At 48.4% G+C, this 16,462-nt stretch carries 22 protein-coding genes; 16 read left to right on the top strand and 6 right to left on the bottom strand.

Features of this window, described 5'->3' with window-relative positions; translation table 11 throughout:
- The first annotated feature begins 2 nt into the window (after positions 1 to 2).
- The 16 genes from OI18_RS13860 to OI18_RS13785 all read left to right on the top strand — a co-directional run bounded on the left by OI18_RS13860 (position 3) and on the right by OI18_RS13785 (position 10,199).
- Complete coding sequence (locus OI18_RS13860; RefSeq protein ID WP_039140662.1) at positions 3 to 797, top strand: alpha/beta fold hydrolase; 795 nt, start codon at positions 3 to 5, stop codon at positions 795 to 797.
- A gap of 22 nt (positions 798 to 819) precedes the next feature.
- A complete protein-coding gene (locus OI18_RS13855; protein WP_039140660.1) occupies positions 820 to 1,212 on the top strand; it encodes a cupin domain-containing protein in 393 nt (130 codons plus the stop codon).
- 1 nt (position 1,213) lies between these two features.
- Positions 1,214 to 1,639 (top strand): DUF1579 family protein, encoded by a 426-nt coding sequence (locus OI18_RS13850; RefSeq protein WP_039140658.1) that lies wholly within the window; start codon positions 1,214 to 1,216, stop codon positions 1,637 to 1,639.
- A gap of 5 nt (positions 1,640 to 1,644) precedes the next feature.
- Positions 1,645 to 2,088 carry a YybH family protein gene (locus tag OI18_RS13845; RefSeq protein ID WP_039140656.1) on the top strand — a complete coding sequence of 148 codons (444 nt, stop codon included), beginning with the start codon at positions 1,645 to 1,647 and terminating at the stop codon, positions 2,086 to 2,088.
- Between the two features lie 122 nt (positions 2,089 to 2,210).
- Positions 2,211 to 2,558 carry a hypothetical protein gene (locus OI18_RS13840; RefSeq protein WP_039140655.1) on the top strand — a complete coding sequence of 116 codons (348 nt, stop codon included), beginning with the start codon at positions 2,211 to 2,213 and terminating at the stop codon, positions 2,556 to 2,558.
- Positions 2,555 to 3,250 (top strand): GNAT family N-acetyltransferase, encoded by a 696-nt coding sequence (locus OI18_RS13835; protein ID WP_039140654.1) that lies wholly within the window; start codon positions 2,555 to 2,557, stop codon positions 3,248 to 3,250. Before OI18_RS13840 ends, OI18_RS13835 begins: the two co-directional genes overlap by 4 nt.
- Entirely contained in the window at positions 3,247 to 4,155 is a 909-nt protein-coding gene (locus OI18_RS13830) for a PLP-dependent cysteine synthase family protein (RefSeq protein WP_039140652.1), read from the top strand. The genes OI18_RS13835 and OI18_RS13830 overlap by 4 nt, the downstream gene beginning before the upstream one ends.
- A gap of 20 nt (positions 4,156 to 4,175) precedes the next feature.
- On the top strand, positions 4,176 to 4,559 hold the full coding sequence (locus OI18_RS13825; RefSeq protein ID WP_039140650.1) for a VOC family protein: 384 nt from the start codon (positions 4,176 to 4,178) through the stop codon (positions 4,557 to 4,559).
- A gap of 33 nt (positions 4,560 to 4,592) precedes the next feature.
- A complete protein-coding gene (locus OI18_RS13820; protein ID WP_072039013.1) occupies positions 4,593 to 4,970 on the top strand; it encodes a VOC family protein in 378 nt (125 codons plus the stop codon).
- A 16-nt stretch (positions 4,971 to 4,986) separates the two neighbouring features.
- On the top strand, positions 4,987 to 5,778 hold the full coding sequence (locus OI18_RS13815) for a PhzF family phenazine biosynthesis protein (RefSeq protein WP_039140645.1): 792 nt from the start codon (positions 4,987 to 4,989) through the stop codon (positions 5,776 to 5,778).
- Positions 5,759 to 6,556: an alpha/beta hydrolase gene (locus OI18_RS13810; RefSeq protein WP_039140643.1), complete on the top strand. Its 798-nt coding sequence runs from the start codon at positions 5,759 to 5,761 to the stop codon at positions 6,554 to 6,556. The genes OI18_RS13815 and OI18_RS13810 overlap by 20 nt, the downstream gene beginning before the upstream one ends.
- Before the next feature lie 32 nt (positions 6,557 to 6,588).
- The gene (locus OI18_RS13805; RefSeq protein ID WP_039140640.1) at positions 6,589 to 7,047 is read left to right on the top strand and encodes a DUF1801 domain-containing protein; all 459 of its coding nucleotides are present in this window, start codon (positions 6,589 to 6,591) and stop codon (positions 7,045 to 7,047) included.
- A gap of 79 nt (positions 7,048 to 7,126) precedes the next feature.
- Complete coding sequence (locus tag OI18_RS13800) at positions 7,127 to 7,681, top strand: dihydrofolate reductase family protein (protein ID WP_039140638.1); 555 nt, start codon at positions 7,127 to 7,129, stop codon at positions 7,679 to 7,681.
- A gap of 18 nt (positions 7,682 to 7,699) precedes the next feature.
- On the top strand, positions 7,700 to 8,056 hold the full coding sequence (locus OI18_RS13795) for a YciI family protein (protein ID WP_039140635.1): 357 nt from the start codon (positions 7,700 to 7,702) through the stop codon (positions 8,054 to 8,056).
- 12 nt (positions 8,057 to 8,068) lie between these two features.
- Positions 8,069 to 9,334: an RNA polymerase sigma factor gene (locus tag OI18_RS13790; RefSeq protein WP_039140633.1), complete on the top strand. Its 1,266-nt coding sequence runs from the start codon at positions 8,069 to 8,071 to the stop codon at positions 9,332 to 9,334.
- Positions 9,300 to 10,199, top strand: a complete 900-nt coding sequence (locus tag OI18_RS13785; RefSeq protein ID WP_160290239.1) for a proline iminopeptidase-family hydrolase — start codon at positions 9,300 to 9,302, stop codon at positions 10,197 to 10,199. Before OI18_RS13790 ends, OI18_RS13785 begins: the two co-directional genes overlap by 35 nt.
- Here OI18_RS13785 and OI18_RS13780 read toward each other — a convergent pair.
- From OI18_RS13780 to OI18_RS13755, 6 genes are read right to left on the bottom strand one after another with little or no spacing between them, the layout of a single operon-like run.
- Complete coding sequence (locus OI18_RS13780) at positions 10,196 to 11,059, bottom strand: alpha/beta hydrolase (RefSeq protein WP_052273217.1); 864 nt, start codon at positions 11,057 to 11,059, stop codon at positions 10,196 to 10,198. The genes OI18_RS13785 and OI18_RS13780 overlap by 4 nt on opposite strands.
- A gap of 8 nt (positions 11,060 to 11,067) precedes the next feature.
- Positions 11,068 to 12,264, bottom strand: a complete 1,197-nt coding sequence (locus tag OI18_RS13775) for a hypothetical protein (RefSeq protein WP_039140631.1) — start codon at positions 12,262 to 12,264, stop codon at positions 11,068 to 11,070.
- A gap of 26 nt (positions 12,265 to 12,290) precedes the next feature.
- Positions 12,291 to 13,223, bottom strand: a complete 933-nt coding sequence (locus tag OI18_RS13770; RefSeq protein ID WP_039140630.1) for a DUF4434 domain-containing protein — start codon at positions 13,221 to 13,223, stop codon at positions 12,291 to 12,293.
- Between the two features lie 7 nt (positions 13,224 to 13,230).
- A complete protein-coding gene (locus OI18_RS13765; RefSeq protein WP_039140629.1) occupies positions 13,231 to 13,908 on the bottom strand; it encodes a GDSL-type esterase/lipase family protein in 678 nt (225 codons plus the stop codon).
- A gap of 1 nt (position 13,909) precedes the next feature.
- Positions 13,910 to 14,590: a GDSL-type esterase/lipase family protein gene (locus OI18_RS13760; RefSeq protein WP_039140626.1), complete on the bottom strand. Its 681-nt coding sequence runs from the start codon at positions 14,588 to 14,590 to the stop codon at positions 13,910 to 13,912.
- On the bottom strand, positions 14,587 to 16,449 hold the full coding sequence (locus OI18_RS13755) for a sodium:solute symporter family protein (protein ID WP_039140624.1): 1,863 nt from the start codon (positions 16,447 to 16,449) through the stop codon (positions 14,587 to 14,589). Before OI18_RS13755 ends, OI18_RS13760 begins: the two co-directional genes overlap by 4 nt.
- Positions 16,450 to 16,462 lie beyond the last annotated feature (13 nt).

Here is a 16,462-nt window from a genome sequence, read left to right as displayed (position 1 = left end):
CTATGAATGCAACAAGTACCAACACCTGGTCCAGGAACGGCTATTCAGTCGCCAACAATCTAAAAATGTACTACGAGATCTATGGCGAAGGAAAGCCGCTCGTGCTTCTTCATGGCGGTGGTTCGACCATCCAGACCAGCTTCGGTCGCATCATTCCTGCACTCGCACAACACAGGCAGGTTATCGGCGTGGAACTGCAGGCACATGGTCGTAGCGGGGACAGGGATTCAGAAATCTCCTTTGAGCAGGATGCTGACGATGTTGCTGCCTTGCTTCAAAACCTCGGCATTCAAAAGGCATCGGTACTTGGATTCAGCAACGGTGGCACTACAGCGTTACAACTGGCTATCCGTCACCCTGTAATAGTAGATAAGGTCATTGCTGCCTCCGCTTTGTGTAAACGCAATGGAATCCCTGGCGGCTTTTGGGATTTCATGAAACAGGCAACGCTCAACCATATGCCGCAGCAATACAAAGATGCTTACAACGAAGTTGCCCTGAACCCGGGCGATCTTCAAACCATGCACGACAAATGCGCAAAGCGGATGGTTGATTTCAAGGACATCAGTGATGAGCAACTGAAATCAATAACCGCACAAACCCTGGTAGTGATCGGCGACCAGGATGTGATGACACCGGAGCACGCAGTTGAAATGCACAGGCTAATTCCGGGCAGCCGGCTCGCGATCATTCCCGGCGGCCACGGCGCTTACATGGGCGAGATCACAACCCTGCAACCCGGTGGAAATAATGAATCCTTCTTCGTTCCCATGATTGAAAGATTTCTTGACAATTAAATCATTTTTAAAACGAATTGTTATGAAGATCAGGAAAGAAGACATTCCGGTAAAAATGGAGGCACCAGGCACAATCATGCGCTCAATGGGCGGTTATGGCGGAATGGCGGTTGCGTTCAATGAACTACCTGCAGGAACTGACATGGGTCCGCTTCTGCAGGGACTCAAAAACGACAGTTGCCATTGTCCACATTGGGGCTATGTCGTGGAGGGTGAAATGGTATTGAAGTATGATGATGGAACCACGGAAAGATATACGACAGGCGATGTTTTCTACCTGCCCCCGGGGCATACTGGCACAATCGAAAAGGACACCAAGCTGATTGATTTCAGTCCTGAGAAGGAATTCAAGGAAGTGATGGATCACATCGCTAACAAACTGGCACAATTATCGGGCGAAACTGCAAAAGCATAGCATGGATCTCTCCTCGTTAAATTTCCTGCTTGGAACCTGGCAAACGGAAGGCCGGGTTTTAGCCGATGACGAAACTCCTGCTACCCTGTTCAGTGGAACGGATACTTACGAATGGGTCTTACACAACCAGTTCATCGTGCACAAGGTTGATGTCACAATGGGTGACACAAAAGTTGAAGCCGTCGAATTTATTGGTGAGTTTGATAAAACAGGCCAATCGGTAAAATTGCATTCGTTTGACAACCAGGGAAATTATACATTGATGCATGGGCAGCTCGACAAAACACGCCGGTTACACATCACCGGGGATAAAATGCGGGCAACATTGAGCGTTGTTAATGAGCACGAAATGCACGCGACCTGGGAAAAGTCTGCCGACAACAAAACCTGGTTACCATGGATGGAATTAAAGCTAACCAAATCGTAAATTCAATGCACAGACTTTGGATACTCGTTTTACTGTTTGCATGCAATACTGCGCCTGCAACTTCTCCGGATGAAGAGAAGAAGATCATCACGGAGATCAGCAGCGCAAGGGCGAAGGCTTTCAATGAAGGCAATGCCTCAGGAATTGCATTTCATTTTACCGACGATGCCAAACTGATGGCACCAGGCAAGCCGGCACAAACTGGTAAGGCCGCGGTGCAGGCTTATTACCAGTCGATCTTCGATGAATACAGTACTCAACTGGAAAGCCATTATGAAGAAGTGGAGGTATCAGGGTCGCTTGCTTATGGACGGGGATTCGCCAAAGTAACTCTTGTTCCGAAGAAAGGCGGTGCACCAATAACCTCCACAGCCAAATATCTCAATATCCTCAAAAAGCAAGCAGACGGCACCTGGAAGACCACCCATGATATCTGGAATGACAATTAATTCCAAACAGAATAATATCCGTGCCGTTGAACGGGCTGCTGCTGAAAAAGCATACAACCATGCCCGTGAGGTATACAATAAAATCATCAGGGAGTCGAAGTAAACAACCTAAACCTGCTATTATGTGGAACACCAATTCATTATGGTTCGAAGTTTCCGTGGTAACGATCTTCTTTCTTCTCGGGCATATTTTCTTAGGGCACTTTGAGGAAAGAAGTCCATGGTGGCGCAAGCTGGCTAAATACATTGTAACCATGGCGGTCATCCTGGGCCTGTCCGTATTTGCGGGCAGGAATGTTGCCCTGGCTGTACTGGGATTGTCATTGCTGCCGGTGATTTACATCCATGCGATAGTGCTGCCGAAAAAAGGGATTAATGGGTGGACTGCCGAGCCGCGGTCGAAGTATTATGAAATGAGGGGCTGGGATAAGAATATCTTTGGCGAGGAAGGAAAAAAAGTAATTGAATGAACCGTGACCTCGAAAAGCTGGATAACCCAGTCTGGCATGCCCTGCAGGAAACTCACCGTGAATATGCTATGGATTTCGGGAACATTCAATTCTATCATCCGGACTATTGTCCATTTGGTGGGTTTGAGCAACGCGAAAACATTGCTGATGGAATTGAAAAATATGCTGCACATTGCGACAACTTTTTTGTCGTAGGCGAAAAGCCATCTATCCCCGGCAGCCTGGAACTGAAGAATGAACTGGTTTGTGAGCAGATGGTCATCAATACAACACTCAATGTAGAAAGTGCTGAAATAATTGTTCCGTTAACACGGCAACATGCACAGTTGTTGTGGGACCTCGTGAACCTGGTGCAACCGGGTTATTTCCGGATTAAAACTTCACAGCTGGGAAATTATTACGGTATATTTATCGATGATAAACTGGTAGCCGTAACAGGAGAGCGGATGCAGGTAAATGAAGGAGTTGAAGTAAGCGCAGTAGTAACACATCCAGACCATACCGGGAAAGGCTATGCGAAACAACTTGTCGCGCACACGGTTAACAATATCCTTCAGCGAGACAAGCTTCCCTTCCTCCATGTGTCAGCAACCAATACCGGCGCGATAAATCTTTACAGGAAGCTTGGATTTACCACGCGTCGAAAGATCAGCTTCTGGAATTTTATTGTACCAGGGACAAAACAATTATGAACGCAATAGGAAATACACCATTAGTTAAGTTAGAACGATTATCTGAGCCCGGATGTGCGGAGATCTGGGTCAAGTGCGAGAACGCAAACCCGACCGGCAGCATGAAAGACCGGATGGCATTGTCCATGATCGAAGGAGCGGAAAGACGTGGCGACCTGGAGCCGGGTGGCACGGTGCTGGAATACACGGGTGGCAGCACCGGCGGTTCGCTGGCGATGGTATGTGCAAAGAAGGGTTATAAGGCACACCTGGTTTGTTCAGACGCTTTTTCGCCGGAAAAACTCCAGACCATGAAACTGTTTGGTGCAACACTGGAACTAATCCCGGGTGCGAACGGCATTACGGCAAAACTTATTGACCAGATGATCGCACGGGCAAGGGAACTCAGTACGCAACCAGGCATTTTCTGGACGGACCAGTTCAACAATACCGACAACCGGAACGCCTATCATGCGATGGCCCGCGAGATCATGGATGTATTGGGAACGGAAATAGATGAATTCATCACCGGCGTAGGAACGGGCGGTAGCTTTTCAGGAAATTCAGAAGTATTTAAGAAAGAAATCCCTGGCATCCGCTGCATTGCAATTGAACCCTATTTTGTGCGTTCCCTGTCAGGAGGCGATACTACCGGCACGCACAAACTGGAGGGCATAGGGTCAAGCTTTGTCCCATCTATCTGCAGGCTCGACCTGGCTGATGAAATAATTTCTGTAAAGGATGAAGACGCCTATGAAACCGCCAGGAAATTGGCAACGATGGAAGGGATCTTTGGCGGAACGACATCAGGCGCGAATGTATGGGCCGCAATTCAACGCGCGAGGATTATTGGACCAGGAAAGAAAATAGTAACGATTATTATAGACTCAGGGTTGAAGTACCTGCGAGGCGACCTGTATTCTTAAATTAAAAAGTAAAAGGCGACATGAGTAGTAGCAACAACCACCTGCTGCAGGGGATCGACACGGTGATTGTAAGGGTAAGCGATGTGGCAGCATCCAAAGAATGGTATGAACAGAAACTTGGACTTGAAGCGATCTGGCATGATGATCAGATCCGGCTGGCGGTAATGGATACGAAGAGCCCGACAAGCCTCACGTTATGGCAAACGGATAAAGTAATCAGCAATGACCGGGAAACAGCCTCCTACCCTATTTTCAAGACCCCGGATGCAGGTGCTTTGCGGAAAGAATTAATTGGCAGGGAGATCGAAGTGGGTGAGATCATCAAAGATGCATTCGTTACCTATTTCTTCTTCTATGATCCGGATGGAAACCAACTTGAAGCGTGCCAGGTGCACGACGTGTAACAAATTCACCCGAAAACGAACAAAGTAAAACTTGTGACAACATATGGCTTGACACATGTGGCCGTTGCGGTAAATGACGTGCATAGGACATTGCAGTTCTACCAAGAGGTTTTTGGAATGGAAGTGATGTACCTGCAGGAGGGGTTTTTGCAGCTGAGAACACCCGGCTGTAATGATATTTTGGTGTTTGAAGAGAATACAGGCAGGCCGGCAGGTGAGTCGGCAGGGATTGCACATTTCGGGTTCCGGTTGAAAGCGCCAGGCGATATCGAAGGTTTCGAGGAGAAGATTGTGAGCGCGGGCGGAATAATTATAAGTAAGGGAGAGTTTGTACCGGGTTCGCCATTTATATTTTTCCGTGACCCCGATGGTTATGAGGTGGAAATCTGGTATGAGCTGCTGGCGGATTAGCCCGTACATTTGAACCATGGCAAAACAGAAGATCTACCAGGTTGATGCATTTACAGACAAAACCTTTTCAGGAAATCCCGCAGCAGTTTGCCCGTTTGACCAATGGCCCGCGGATGAGCTGTTGCAAAACATAGCACTAGAAAACAACCTTGCTGAAACAGCATTCTATGTAAAGAAAGGTGACCAGTACGAGATCAGGTGGTTCACGCCGGCAGTAGAGGTAGACCTTTGCGGACACGCGACACTGGCATCGGCATTTGTCCTCTTCAACCAGGAAGGTCATAACAGTGATGAAATACTTTTTCATTCACCCCGCAGTGGTGAACTGAAGGTAACAAGGCAAGGCAACCTCCTGACTTTAAATTTCCCGACAGATGTGTACACCCGGGTTGAATTGTCTCACAATTTATTGAACGGGTTTAACCTGAAACCTGTGCTGGCACTGAAAGGCAAAACGGATTATGTATTGGTATTTGACAAGGAAGACCAGGTCCGCAACATCCAGCCACATCTCGATATTATAGCGCAACTGGACGCCCGCGGGGTGATTGTAACCGCAAAAGGCGATGAAGTTGATTTTGTCTCCAGGTTCTTCGCGCCACAATCCGGCATAAACGAAGACCCGGTAACCGGATCGGCGCACACCACGCTCACACCTTACTGGGCAAAAAATCTGGGCAAAAATGAACTTACGGCCATCCAACTCTCACCACGGAAGGGCTACCTTCAGTGCCGGTACCTGGGCGACCGGGTAGAGATAAGTGGCCAGGGTAAATTATATTTAACAGGTGAAATCCATCTTGATTAACATACTAACCATTCTGATCCCGTTATATGTTGTCATTTGCTTAGTCATCTATTTTTTCCAGGAACGCCTCATCTTTTTCCCGGAAAAACTAAAGCAGGACTTTGTATTTGGATTCCCCCAGCCATTTGAAGAATTAACGGTTCGCTCGGCAGACGACAACTCTTTACATGGAATCCTATTCAAAGCGAAAAACCCGAAGGGATTGGTATTTTACCTTCATGGCAACGCCGGTTCCCTGAATTCGTGGGGAGATGTTGCAGAAACCTACACTTCGCTTGACTATGATGTTTTCCTTCCCGATTATCGTGGTTACGGGAAAAGCGAAGGAAAGATCACCAGTGAAAGCCAGTTTATCAGCGATCTGCAACTCATGTATGACCAGGTAAAATCGCGATACGACGAAAAGAATATTGTTGTGCTGGGATATTCCATTGGAAGCGGTCCCGCTGCTGCTATCGCCGCTGCCAATAATCCACGCCTGCTGATCCTGCAGGCTCCTTACTACAGCATGACCGATATGCTCAAACACACCTACCCTTTTTTACCGCCCTTCCTGCTGAAATATAAATTTGATACGAACAGGTACCTCGACGCCTGCAAAATGCCGGTGGTCCTGTTTCATGGTGAACACGATGAAGTGATCTACTATGGATCTTCCGTCAAATTAAAAGCCCACCTGAAACATTCCGACACGTTGATCACCCTGTACAGGCAGACCCATAACGGGATTACAGAGAATCTGCAATACCAGCAGGCACTTGCAGGAATACTCCAGTAATACTGCGGATGAGCTTGTAAATTTGATTCGTTATGAGCAAGGAGCAAACAACTGAACTGTTGAGTTTCCTTAAGCCATTCGGACAGGAAATCACAGACCTGGTCATGTGGCTGAGAACATTTGTCTGGGATCAGTATCCCGAAACAAATGAGCTCATCTATGACAATTACAATGCCCTTGCATTCGGCTGGTCGCCGACAGACCGCCTTGGACATACATTCTGTTCTATTGCTGTCGGAAGAACCAGTAAGAATGTGCACTTTGGATTTTACCACGGATCTGAGTTAAGCGATCCTAAAAAGGTCCTGCTCGGAAAAGGCAATCAATACCGGTATATCCTGGTAACAGGAAAGGACAGTTTTCCTGAAGCGTACATTAAGGAACTCGTGCAGGAAGCATATTCCAATTCAATCAAAAAGGTAAAGGATAAGAAACAACCCGTGAGTGGTCAAACCATTGTCAAATCCATTTCAGAAAAGAAACGAAAATAAAAACTGATCCGTTTGTCCAATCCGGCCCTGTTCATTTGTTATACATACAAAGCAGTTACTAAAAACAAATGCAGGCATTATGAGCAAGATAATTGTCTTCAATTTCATTTCGCTCGATGGCTATTATAAGGGGCCAGATGGCGATATCAGCTGGCATCGGCATGGCCTCCAGGAAGCGGAATACGGGCTGGAACAAATGAAAAAGGAAAACATTCTTCTGTATGGAAGAGTTACCTATGAAATGATGTCCGGTTACTGGCAATCAGCTGAGGCAAAGTCCGGCAACAAGGCGATGGCGGAAGAGATGAACAGGGCGGAAAAGATCGTCTTTTCACGAACGCTTAAATCCGGCAACTGGAACAACACCCGCGTTCTAAAAGTCAACATCACCGACGCCATAAAACGCATGAAGCAGGAGCAGGACAAAGACATGGCCATTCTTGGCAGCGGAAGTATTGTTACACAGTTTGCGGAAGCGGGGTTAATTGATGAATACCAGATCATGATCGATCCGGTAGCATTGGGTAAGGGCACCCCGATTTTTAACGGCATGGGTAAACCGCTTAACCTGCAACTGGTTGAATACCGGGCATTTGATTCGGGTGTAGTACTGCTCAGGTATCAACCTATTTAAAAAATTAAAAGAAATACAATGGAAGAGTATCTTTTACTAATGCGACTGGACCTGCTGACCAAAGAAGCACAGCCTTCACCGGAACAATTGCAGGAATACATGAAGCAATACCACGACTGGGTCGGTGGCATTGCCGCACAGAATAAATTCAATGGTGGCACCGGGTTATCGACCGAAGGGAAAGTGATCAAGACCAATAACGTCATCACCGACGGGCCGTTTGCAGAGATCAAGGAATCCATCGCAGGGTTTATTTCCATCAAGGCAAAGGACTTCGATGAAGCCGTTGCGTTGGCAAGTGCGTGTCCCATCCTCCAGGGAGCAGGCAACAGTGTCGAAGTAAGGAAGGTGGTTTCCGTCCACAACAAGAATTAAGATCGAACGCGTATGGAGAACGGCGAACTTATTCCCCACCTGTTCCGCATGGAGTACCGGAAGATCGTTTCGGTACTGGCGAAGTATTTCGGTTCACCGCATATCGACCTTGCCGAAGACATTGCCAGTGAAACCTTCCTTACAGCGACGCAGACCTGGGGAATCAATGGCATACCAGTTAATCCAGCCGGCTGGCTATACGCAGTTGCACGGAACAAGGCCATCAACCAATTGAAACGGAATGCTTTTTTTGAACAGTCGATTGCGCCGGAAATAAAAAGTACGCAATCATTGTTCACGTCCATGGTTGAATCAGACATTGATCTTTCACCCGGTAACATAAACGACAGCCAGCTGCAGATGATATTCTGTATATGCCATCCCTCACTGCCAAGGGAAGCGCAGGTTGGACTGGCATTACGGATCCTCTGCGGCTTTGGGATTGACGAGATCGCCACAGCATTTCTTACCAACAGGGAAACCATCAATAAACGGCTTCAAAGGGCGAAACAAAAACTCCGTGAACTGGAGATCGCCATAGCGCTTCCACAGGAACCTGAAATGGAAGAAAGGCTCGATCAGGTACTTACCACTATCTACCTGTTGTTCAATGAAGGATACTATTCTGTCAGCGGCCAACAACCCATCCGCAGGGAATTATGTTTTGAAGCCATGCGTCTTTGTTACCTGCTGATTGAAAATCAGCAGACAAATAAACCGCGCGTAAACGCACTGCTTTCCCTCATGTGCTTTCATGCTTCGCGGCTGGATGCACGCACAGCCGAAAACGGTGAACTTATCCTGTATGACGACCAGGACCAGAGTCTCTGGAACAGTGACCTTGTAAGTAAGGGTGCATATTTCCTGAACCAGGCCGCCAGTGGTTCAGACCTGTCGGCATACCACCTGCAGGCGGGCATCGCTTACTGGCATACGCAAAAAAAGGACACAGCCGAAAAGTGGGAAAATATCCTGCAATTCTATAACCTGTTGCTGCAGCTGGAATATTCCCCGATTGCTGCAATGAACCGCACGTATGCGCTATCAAAAGTGCATGGCAAAGAGTTTGCAATTAAAGAAGCAGAGAAGCTCCGGCTTGAAGAAAATCATTTTTATTACATCCTATTGGGCGAACTTTATACCGGTATCAACAACAGTAGTGCCAGGGTGTATTTTGAGAAGGCAAGGGAGCTGGCAAACACATCGGCGGAAAAGCAGATCATCGGGGTAAAACTAGATAAGCTTGACCAGGCAAGACCATACAACAATTCGGGATGAAGGATTGATTCCTGTCGAAGGAGGAAACGTGTGGTATAAAATTCATGGCGCGGATAAAACTGCAACGCCTATTCTGTGCCTGCATGGCGGTCCCGGTTTTCCCTCCTACTATCTTGAACCGTTAAAGGCTTTAGCAACCGAAAGGCCCGTCATCCTGTATGACCAGCTGGGTTGCGGTCGTTCTGACCGTCCCGATGACGATAGTCTCTGGACACTCGACAGGTTTGTACAGGAACTGCATGAAGTAAAAAATGCGTTGCAGCTTGACAGGTTCCATTTATTCGGGCACTCCTGGGGAAGTATGATCGTGGCGGAATACCTTGCCGGTACGACAGAAGGAATTTCAACCGTCACATTTGCCGGGCCTATACTTTCAATTGAAACATACCTGGCCACAGTTAACAAACTTAAGCTGGGTTTACCGGAAGCCACCAGGAATACGCTTGTCGAACATGAAGGCGACAGGTCGTTTTTCGCAACCGACTACCAGGAAGCTTACGAAGCATTTATGAAAGCACACTGGTGCAGGATCAGCCCTTTCCCGGATGAAATCCAGAGATCTTTCCAAGAATTCAATAGCGAAATATTTCAAACGATGTGGGGACAGGTAGAATTTTTCTGCACGGGAAACCTGGTAGGATTTGACCGGACTGATATCCTGGTCGATCTGCATATGCCGGTCCTGTATACCTGTGGCAGGTATGACATCACGACCCCGGAAAATGTTGCCACCTACGCATGCATGACCGAAGATTCAACGCTGGCAATTTTTGAGAAAAGCGGGCATATGACAATGAACGAGGAGCCCGAACTATATACCAGCACACTAAGTAAATTCCTGAACAGGCAGGAGTCCTCCGACTAGCCTTTTGCTTTCCTGATTTCCTTTGCATTCATTTTCTTTCTCGAAACAGCCTGCTTCATGAACGCGTCCATTTCTTCGAAACGCCTGAACATATAGTTGCTTACCTCATGTCCACCGCCTTCATAGGTATAAAGCGCTGCAGGGAGTTTATTACGCTTTGCAAATTCAAATACCGAACCCGAACCAGACAACATCAGCCAGCCTTCGTCAGTTGCCCGGCAAAAACGATGGGCAGCAGTTCCGAATGGCACGAGCTGGTCGCGGGTACCATGCATGAGCAGGGCGGGGATCCAGTTTTCCTTTGTTACTTTATTCATGTCGACAATGGCACCTGCAAATGACATGAGACCGGCATAATGGAAGCGGTTGGCAGCGAACGGGTTGTATACTACATTCAGGATTGCTTCAGCCCCGGCACTGCTGCCTGAGATGAACAACCGGGAGGTATCAACACCCAATTCGGCTGCATGATTCGCCAGGTAGGCAGTCGCATCCATTGCGTCTTCCACCGCATACCGGATGGCCTTCAGTTTTTCACCTGTCGGGGTTGTACAACCGAAACTTTTCCCTTTCAGGTACAACCGGTACTTAATTACAAAAACATTATAGCCGAGAGCGGCAAGCCCGTTCCCCATAGGGTGCTGGTTGGCTGGGTCACCGCCGGTAAATGCGCCCCCGTGCACAAACAGGACGGAGATTCCGTTTGGCTGCACACGGGGACTATACCGTTCAAACCACAAAGTATCGTTACCTTTTATCGCATAAGTGGTCCGCTCCGGTTTTGATCCGGGTTGCTGTTGGGCAAAGGCACCGCAAACCGGGAGGAAGAATGCGATCAGCAGTAAATACCTGTTAAGCATGGATCAGATTATTGAACAGATACCGGGATAAAAATAAGTGGCGTAGGGAGGCAGGATGCGCCGGGAGGTGAATACGTTAGCTTGATCGTCTGCTCCTCACCGTTAGCGGATGGCTGGAACACCTGTACCAGGATCGCTTCAGGCGCGGCACGGGTGATCAGCTTGTCGGAAGGAAGCTGGATGATGCCATCATCAAATTTCCCTTTGCTTACTACCATGCTGTTGGCCATTCCACCACACCATTTGTTGTCGCCACTGCGTGCGTTCCAGGTCACAAGGGCAAGCGCCTTTCCATCCGTGCTTTTCCATTTGATCTCCATATTGTACATCACGCCATAGTTGCCGGCGAGTTTTGCTTCAACACCAAGGCTCGCGTCTGTACCCAGCACCCATGGATCTTTGTCACCATCAGCAACCACCATAGCAACGGGACCATTCTTTGTATCGATCGCTGATGTGCTGGTTACTTTATAGTTGCTCACACCAAACAGTCCGCGACCGGCATTCGCATGCGCAGAAGTGATCACACCCTTGATCCGGGCCAGTGCCTTCGGACCAGGCGTACCGGGGTCTGTCTGGATGATGCTGATCTCCGCTGGCTGGTCCACCACGAATTCGTAGAAGCCATGCACCAGCTCATCGTACTTCACTATATTCTTTTCAAGTTGTTCGTCGATGGGAATTGCTTCACCAGGTTTAACCGTACGAACCTTATCCTGCGGCTTTGAAGCGAAGTATTCTGCCAGTCCCTGTTTCCCGATCTGGAAGTAATTGGTGCTGGGTTTCTGTGAAGAATACTTCAGCATCTTGATACTCATCTTTCCGGTACCGAGGTTCTTAATAACAGCTGTGATCTTGCGGTCGATCTTTGCCGGCTCTTTAACACCGTTCACGTTATATACATAAAGCCGGACAGAACCGGGCTGCACTACTTCCTTCAGAGCAATCCCTTCCGGGATCCGGATATATTCCGGATCATCAGAAATAATATACTGCGGACCAGGCATCACCACTTTTTTGTAGTCGAGGTTTGACATTTTTTCTGTCAGCAGGCCGGGCAATTGCACAATAGTACCCTGCTTAGCTTCCCGGATCGCAGCTTCGTGTGCTGCAGTGATAGTTTGCGCCGAGGCAGACGTAATGCCTGCAGCCATCATTACAGAGGCCAGGACAGTTTTTACGGCATTGGTTTGAATCAGGTTCATAATGAAAATATGATTGGTGATAGGAATTAAAAAGTCCGGATGTATTCGCGGTAACGGTTGTACAGGTGACCTGCCTGCAGGTATGCAGATTGCGGGCTCATGAAATGCGAGAACTCGAAAGTGATGGCCTTGTCATAGCCAGCCCGGCGTGCAGCTTCCAGCTTCAACCGCAGCTTTTCGAACTTGATGGGCAGGAACTTGATGGGCATGTCCCGGTCAAAGGACTCGGCGTTTGTCCAGCATTGCAATCCGAATGTATCGGCCATCTTTTTATTGACAGCGAAGAAGTCTTCCAGCTCATGATAGTCAATATGACCATCCTGGAAGGCGACGGCATCGACCGCGCCATTCAGCTGCGAAAAGATCTCGCTCCACTCCTGCTCATGTTCTTTCAGCGAAACGGCATCTTCTTTAGATATTGTAGAAGAAGCTGCCATCACCGCCTTCTTTCCATCTATCCACGGCGAGATAAATGTAGGCAGTCCATTGCTTGCCTGTTTACATTGCAGTCCGAGCGTGCGGAATGCGTCTGCAGCACCTTTTGTTTTCCGGCTGATCTCCATACTCAGGTACCAGCCTTTAAAACTCTTGTAACTGCCATACTGGTTCCATACTTCATCGATCACATACCTGTTGGCATCGATCTCATGCTGCATGTTACCTGTATCCCAATAGCGACCGCTATCGTAAAGACCGAAATAAAACTGCATGCCATGTTTGTCCGCCACCTCGAGGTAAAGCTTAACGAGGTCAACAGGCGGCTCATAACAGCCAAATTCCTGCTGCAGGTATTTGGATGGATAAGTGATAAACCTCCTGTACCCACTCCTGATCAGGATCACCGTGTCGATACCTATGGCTTTCATGTGGGCAAAGTCACGGTCCCACTCCTCCGCGCCCCAGTTCTGGTGCGGGATATCGTGGCTGATCTCATCTATGAATGTGCCGGTTATTTTCATGGTAATGTCAGAGGTATTTTTTGTCTTTCAGGTATTTGACCCATGCAGCATAGGCCGCGGGGTTAATATGAATGCCATCGGGGGTATAAGTCGCTTTCAGGTCCCCTTTCTCATCGGCGAAGACCTCGTGCAGGTTGATGTACGTGAGGTTGCCGGCTTTCGCGATTCCCTGGATATTCCGGTTCAGCGCGAGGACAGTATCCTTCTTATTTTTCAGGTAATCGTATTTAAGTACGGCGTCGTTCATCGGCAGCACGCTCTGGACATAAAGTTTTGTTTTGGGAGAGGCGGCGACTATTCGCTCCACGATGCGCTTATAGTTGGCCGTTATTACTTCAACCGGTAAGCCGCGACCAATATCGTTGATACCAATCAGCAGGAACAACTTTTTTGGTTTGTATTCCAGGATATCGTCGAGGCGGGCCAGGACGCCAAAGGTATTGTCGCCGCCGATGCCACGATTCATGATCACTGTACCGGGCAACAGCTCGTGCCACTGCCCTCTTTCGGTAATGCTGTTGCCAAGGAAAACGATAGCATTCTTTTGACCCGGGAGACTGGCAAATAGCTCCATCCTTCCCTGGTAATAGGTATTGTTATAGCTGCTGTCGATCTTTTTGGGCGTAGACTGTGCGGATGAGGCCAGCGCGACACAGATCAAGCCGCCGGTTATTATTCCTTTCACTTTATAAGTATTTTTTCTTGCGTAAATAATCGACCCACAAAATGTAAGCTGCAGGTTTAAGGTGAAGGCCGTCTGTAGTAAGGTCACGTTTCAACTGGCCGTTCCCATCTGCAAACACTTCGTTATGCAGGTCTATGTATACGAGTTTATTCTCCGCTGCGATCGCTTTCATCTTTGTGTTCAGGTCGCGGATCTTGTCATTCTTGATCTTTGCATAGATATCTGCGAGAACGGATTCCGTTACAGGCAGCACGCTTTGCAAATAGATCTTTGTACGCGGGGAGACTGCTTTAACCTTTTCCACTATTCTCCGGTAGTTGGCTGCGATGTATTCGTTGGGCGTTCCGCGCTTAATGTCATTTACCCCTATCATGAGGAAGATCTTAGCAGGCTTTGACTCAAGCACTTCGTCGAGGCGTGCAAAGACGCCGAAGGAATTATCGCCACTGATGCCACGGTTAACAATGGTTTGTCCGGGATAGATCTCCTGCCAGTCGCCGACTTCGGTGATACTGTTACCCAGGAAAACAATTTCATTTTTGCTGTTGGGTAATTTATTGAAGAAAGCGAGCCGGTCGCGGTAATAGCCATTGTTATAGCTGCTGTCTACTTCCTGTGCTGTTGATGCGATTGCAGGCAGTGCAAGGGCTGCCAGCATCGTGAACTTCATTATTGATTTCATGCTGCGGTTATTTTTAAACGATCGTACCAGGTGAATTTCAGGATAGCCATGCAGGTGATCCAGACGCCCATGGCGATGAACCCGTTGCGGAAGAATCCGAAGACAAAGAAGATAGGCATGATCACCATGCTCATCTGCCAGCAAATGCCGACAAGCACGTTCAGCATATCCCATTTGAACTGGCGGTTGGGCTGGAAACCCGGATCGGTTTTCTGAACAAGTTTCAGAACTGGAGTCCACCAGCCCCAGGGGCGGGTGTTGGCATAAAAGCTCTCGAGCACTTTCTGGTTTGGCGCCGGGGTGAGCAGGCAACCTATTACACTACCCGCCATTGACAGGAAGAGGATCAGGAAGAAAGAGATCAGGGTTCCGATACTGCTTGCGAACAGTTCCTTACATTCCGGGATATAGTTATTAGCCAGCCACTGCATCAGTTTCGGAACGAAGGTTGCGGACAACAACCCGGCGAGCATACCGGCAAAATACCCGTAGCCATTGAAGCGCCACCAGATCCACTTAAGCACATTGGCTGCAGCATAACCGCCATACAATGCGGAAGTGATCCAGATGGTAAGAGAACTAAGGGACTCTGCAAACAGGCCGAATACGCAGCCTACCAGGATAATGCTGATGGAGGTAACATAACTCCATTTCACATAGTGTGCAGGCGGTTCATCAGGGCGGAAATATTTTTTATAGAAATCATTGACCAGGTACGCGGGGGCAGCATTCACGAAGGCCGAGAAAGTACTCATAAATGATGCCAGCAAACCTGCCAGCACAATTCCCCGGATTCCGGAGGGCAGGTAGTCGCTCACCACTTTGCTCAGCACGATCTCGAAATCAGGCTTTTGCTGGTTCTGCAATACGGGCATCAGGTACTGGATGCCGACCAGGGTGAGTGCACTCACCATCATGAACAGGGGAATATAGAGCACGAGGTTGGTGAACCCTGTGAGCATCGCAGCTTCACGGGGTTTCTTGGCGCTGAGGATGCGTTGCATATCGAAACCCGGGACTGGTCCTGCGAGACTGGCAAAAATTCCTTTGGCAATCATCATCATGAGCAATGCACCGAACCAGGTGAACCCATCTTCAGCGATCTTCTGTGTTGCCTGCGGGAAGCGGCTGTTCCAATCTACATTGAGCTTCCATTCCGGCCAGAAGCTGGCCCAGCCGGATGGCAGGTTGCTTTGCAGCACACCGTAATCGATATCGCGAACTGCATAGGCAACGACCAGCAGGCAGCTCACAACGAGAATGCCATATTGGAGCACCTCTGTAGCCACTACGCTGTACATCCCCCCTTTAACAGTATAAAATGTGGTGAGCGCAACAATGATCAGCGCATAGGTCTGTGCGTTGGTAAGGACCGCATTGGATAAGTCCCATGGCAGCAGGTTTGACGCAAACTTGCCAATGCCGACATATACATAACCGATAAACCCGATCACACTGATAATGGCGAAGACCACCACGATCATGTGCGCGAGCCTTCCACCTTTGTCATCACCGAAACGTTTGATGATCCAGTCGGCGCCGGTCATGGCATTGCTTCGGCGGATCCAGATGGCGAGGAACACCATTACAAAGATCTGGTTCCAGATGGGCCACAGCCAGGGCAGCCACGCGGCTTTGAAACCATATACAAAGAGCAGGGCAACATAAAACGCGGTGCCACTTACATCGAACATGCCGCTACTATTGCTGAAACCCAGCCAGTACCACTTAATGTTGTTGTCACCAAGAAAATACGATTGGATATTCTTTGAAGCTTTTTTGGAGATCCAGAAACCGATTCCGACGATAGCGACGATATAGAGCAGGATTATGACTATGTCAATAGTAGCAAGATTCATGTCAGGGGGCAGT

This window comes from Flavihumibacter solisilvae, assembly GCF_000814475.1.
GTDB lineage: Bacteria > Bacteroidota > Bacteroidia > Chitinophagales > Chitinophagaceae > Flavihumibacter > Flavihumibacter solisilvae.
Note: the sequence above shows the minus strand (reverse complement) of the source record. Positions and strands in the feature narration are given on the sequence as shown.